This is a genomic window from Dysgonomonas sp. 521 (assembly GCF_010501055.1).
In the GTDB taxonomy this organism is placed as follows: domain Bacteria; phylum Bacteroidota; class Bacteroidia; order Bacteroidales; family Dysgonomonadaceae; genus Dysgonomonas.
This window is the reverse complement of record NZ_QVMO01000160.1, coordinates 1-4615: the sequence shown is the minus strand read 5'-3', so window position 1 is coordinate 4615 and position 4615 is coordinate 1. Positions and strand designations below refer to the sequence as shown.

Annotated in this window: 3 protein-coding genes and 1 pseudogene; all 4 read left to right on the top strand. The window is 36.7% G+C overall.

The window, feature by feature from the left end; translation table 11 throughout:
• Positions 1-198, top strand: a pseudogene (locus tag D0T84_RS23180) (T9SS C-terminal target domain-containing protein); the annotation flags it as partial.
• Positions 199-357: 159 nt separating this feature from the next.
• A complete protein-coding gene (locus tag D0T84_RS23175; protein WP_255495527.1) occupies positions 358-609 on the top strand; it encodes a T9SS type A sorting domain-containing protein in 252 nt (83 codons plus the stop codon).
• 20 nt (positions 610-629) lie between these two features.
• Entirely contained in the window at positions 630-3458 is a 2829-nt protein-coding gene (locus D0T84_RS21360) for a hypothetical protein (RefSeq protein WP_163309957.1), read from the top strand.
• A gap of 8 nt (positions 3459-3466) precedes the next feature.
• Positions 3467-4534: a DUF6443 domain-containing protein gene (locus tag D0T84_RS21355; RefSeq protein WP_221413164.1), complete on the top strand. Its 1068-nt coding sequence runs from the start codon at positions 3467-3469 to the stop codon at positions 4532-4534.
• Positions 4535-4615: the final 81 nt, after the last annotated feature.

The following is a 4615-nucleotide window of genomic DNA, read 5'->3' as shown; positions in this document are numbered from 1 at the left end:
TCAGGAGACACCCTGAGTCCTGTATTAAGGGTAAAGACCATACAAACCATCTTCGACATACCAACAGAAAACAGCTACACAACAGAAGATACTAATAATATAGGCAAGCAACTGGAAACCTGCCGCTGGTATAGCAAAGGCTATCGCTATCCGGTCTTTGAAACGGTCAGGAATATCAATCTAAGTGACAATAGCTAGATATTCACCACAGCCTTTTTCTTCCCTCCGCAAGACCATCTTTATCTGGATACCGACCCCAATAACCTTGAACTGCTGGATGAGTTGTGGAAAGAAACGGAAAAAGACACACCTAACACTGAAACTCAAAATACAAAGGTAGTTTCACTGGAGGATATTATGACATGTAAGATATATCCTAATCCTGTGGAATCAATGATGAACCTTGAATACGAACTCAAGGAAGATGCAAAAGTCTCTTTTGAATTATATTCACTGGATGGCATGCCAGTAAAAAAAATTGCAGTAAAGAGCAAGACAAAGGGTATATATTATGAAACACTGGATTGTTCTTCATTGTATCCGAAGAATTATGTATTGAGAATTACAGCAAATAATCTGTTTGTGAATGAAATTATTATTAAAAAGTAAATTTTAAATATTTGAATATCATGAATAAATATATATTACAATTTCTCTTATTACTCCTCTGTAATTCTGTAGGTTTGATAAAAGCACAGGATGAATACAGGGCACCCCTCCCTTCTGTTGTACCTATGTCGCCCAATGCTGTTGCCATGGCTCAGTATGTAGATTTCCCTGTGTCACATTATACAGGGGTGCCTAATATAAATATTCCTCTGTATGAGGCTGATATTTATGGATATAAACTCCCTATAAATTTAAGTTACCATGCCTCGGGGATAAAGGTTAGCCAGGAAGCCTCATGGGTAGGCCTTGGATGGAATCTGAATGTAGGAGGCTCCATCTCACGGTCAATTAAAGGGACTGATGACTTAAAAGCAGTGACCCGTAATGGATATACTGTTGCAGGTTATTACAAAGGTCCGGAAGTTGCAGGAAATAATACCCGACCACCTTACAATACAGGAGATAAAAATTTATTTTTTGAAACAGCATGGGGTGGCATTTTTCAACTTGCAGATTCAGAGCCTGATATATTTTATTTTTCTTTTCCAGGCGGTTCCGGAAAGTTTATTTTGGATAAATCCAGAGGAGCTGTATTATTTAGCAAGGATAACAATATCAAGATTAATGTAATAGCCAGTGGGACTTATAGTGGATACTTTTTTAGTGTGGTTACACCTGACGGCGTTCAATATGTGTTCAATAAAGAAGAAAAAACACGGACGTATTCTGCTAATAATACATATCTAAATAAAAATTATACAACTTCAAACGTAGAGGATAAAGATTTACAAAGCTACTATGCCGAGGAGGATGTAGTTACCTCATGGCATCTTACCAAAATTATTCTACCCAACAAGAAAGAAATCGTATACACATATGCGGATGAATTTATCAAATCCCCGGCACAAGAGTCACTTCGTCTCTATATGAATCCAAATGGTTCTACAAATCCAGTTACCAAACCGGATTGTTCCTATGCTATGGGCACAAGATATAGTCTCTCTAAAACTGAAACCTCGGGATATCGTTTATCCAAAATCGCATGGGATGGAGGATACATCGATTTTATACCTGGTGATAGAAATGACTTGAATGGAACAGCAAAACGCTTAAACAATATTAAAGTTTACAATAAATCAAATACATTAGTAAAACAATTTAACTTCAATTATTCATACTTCAATAGCAGTAGCTATAGTTATATACATACAAGATTAAAATTAACTCAGGTATACGAAAATAAATCTTACTCTGTTGGCTCTATTCCGGCTTATAAATTCAGTTATAATGAAGGAACAATACCTGCAAAAAACACCAAGAACACAGACTATTGGGGATATCATAATAATGGGAAATATGGTGCAATGTATTGTCCTAAACAGTATATCGGAACAGTTTTGACAACAGGTGTGAATAAGCCAAGCAACCTGACTTACTTGAAAATAGGGACATTAAATAAAATTACTCTTCCTACAGGAGGCAATGTCATCTATGATTTTGAAGAAAATACCTTCAGCAATGGAGGTTTTGCTTCCGATAATCCAAATAAAGGAGCTGGATTAAGAGTAAAACAAATTACAACAGATGGGAAAATCAGAAAGTTTACATATTCCGGTGGAACTCTACTGGCCCCTCCAGTTTTATTTTGCTGGGATATAGTATGTCCCTCTGGAGGAGCTGGAAGAAGCCCAAATTGTATTGTTACAATGTCTGAACCAAAAATGCCTTTAAGCAGTTTCTCCAATGGAAATACTGTAGGATATGACCAGGTTGAAGAATATGTAACAGACGGAACGAATACATCTAAGGTACGTTATAATTTTTATAATGATGAAGAGTATGAGTTATATGAAGAAATAGCGCAGGATCTGCCAAGGATAACGAACTACTATAATGGGCTACCCAAGCAGATTACAAGTTATGCGAACAATACAATTGTGGAAAAAATAGATTATGAATATAAATCCATCAATTCACAAAGAGTTGAAGCTTTCAAATGGGATCCCATGATATTCTCTTCCTATAACTACTTCTATCAGGCAGAATATGTACAGAAGGTAAAGGAAAATGTGCAAAGGTCTATTGCGAATCAAGGCACAATTTCCTTAAATAAGCAATTTACATATAATACAAATTTCTTTCCATCATCATCAAAATTAATCATAGACGCTACAGCCAATGAATCCCAAGAGCAGATAACATACTATCCTACCGATTTTACAGATAACATCAGTAAAGCAATGGTAACCGCCTATCAGGTAGGTGTACCAGTAGAGACTATTGGTTTGGTAAACGGCCAGGTCGTTTTCGGAAAAAAGACCGAATTTAAACAAGTAGGGACAATGTACCTGCCTAATATCGTCTATACCCTGGATACTAATACACCACGGACAAAAGATACATACAAGAGCTACTATACCCCAAAACTTTATTTTGATGTCTATAATGACTACGGGAAAATATCACAGGTAAGAGACAACGGAATATCCATTGTTTATATATGGGGATATAATGGGATGTATCCTATTGCAGAAATAAAAAATGCCACCTATCAGGATGTAAGTACAGCAATGGGAGGAACTACTGTAATAAAAGCTATAGAGAGTAGAATTGCCCCGACAGCAGATGACTGGACAAAGATAAATGCTTTGCGCGCCCATGCATTGATAAAAAATGCCTTTGTCTCAATTTACAAATACAGTCCGTTAGTTGGTACAAGTGAGGTAAATGATCTAAGAAAACTGTCCACATTCTATGAATATGACAGTTACGGCAGGTTATACAGGACTTCATTCGACAATAATGGTACGAGGACTCTGCTTGAAAAAATTATGTATAACTATAAATAAAGACAGTTATGAAACTCAAAATATATATCCTGATAGTTTTTCTATTCAGTATAATTGCTATGAGAGCCCAAATTTCAGACTACAGTTTGCCTGATAGTTTTTATAATGGACCTTGCGGCTGTCCGGGACAATATCATTTAGGTCCATATTCAATAGGGGCTTTCAGTACAGGCTTTTCTTACACAAAAAAAATCCAAACTGGATATGATATATTTTATGAATTCTACATATCCACTAAAATGGATATTGTGGTATCAAATATAACAGATGAAGGCAATGATTCTTACATCTTCATACTTTCTCCAGATGCAAAAATACTATATGAGGCTTATAATTCTACCCAATCAAAAATTAACGTTAAGAATCTTCCGTCCGGAAGATATTTTATTTGGATCAGAGAAACAGGAGGAAGCCCCTATATGACTACTTCTGTTGTAGGAAAATTACCCCCTGTAGTTGTAGCAGAGCCTCCTACTAATTATGTAAAAAAAGAAAAACCGACTACAGCCATAGCCTATACAACTGCTCCTTCCACTTCGAATTACCTGGCAACAGTTGAATACTACGACGGGCTCGGTCGCCCCGTTCAAAATATCCAAATGCTTTCTGGGCTTAATGGCGGAGACTTTGCCTCATTGATTGAATACGATGCGTTCGGTCGGAAATCAGTAGAATGGCTTCCGATAGCAGTATCTAACAATAACGGGGCGTATGTAAGCAAGGAGAAGATAATGGATTATGCCAATAAAAAATATGGAGATAACGCTCCCTATTCACGGACTGACTATGAGAATTCCCCTCTGAACCGTGTACTGAAACATTACGGGCCCGGACAGGACTGGTATAATAACAGTAAGGCTGTTTCAACTGCTTATTTTACAAACAAAGGAATCTCCGGCGTATATGCCTGTATCAAATTTAAAGTAACAGGAGCGGGAGTCAGCACTAAATTGGAAAGAACTGGGTATTACAGTGATGGTATGCTTTATGTTACGCGGATTACAGATGAGAACGGAAGTGTTTCCTATGAGTTTAAAAACAAACTAGTGTCATGTCAATCTGATATTGTCGGATAAAGTTTTTTTAATTTAATTCTGGCCTTATCATTCGTGAACTGCCAGTTTATCTTGGAACTTCTATTATTTCTACTTCTCTGC

Excerpts from the sequence above, each read along its gene's own strand:
- D0T84_RS21355 (WP_221413164.1), top strand. The coding sequence starts at position 3,467 with ATGAAACTCAAAATATATATCCTGATAGTTTTTCTATTCAGTATAATT.
- D0T84_RS21360 (WP_163309957.1), top strand. The coding sequence starts at position 630 with ATGAATAAATATATATTACAATTTCTCTTATTACTCCTCTGTAATTCT.
- D0T84_RS23175 (WP_255495527.1), top strand. The coding sequence starts at position 358 with ATGACATGTAAGATATATCCTAATCCTGTGGAATCAATGATGAACCTT.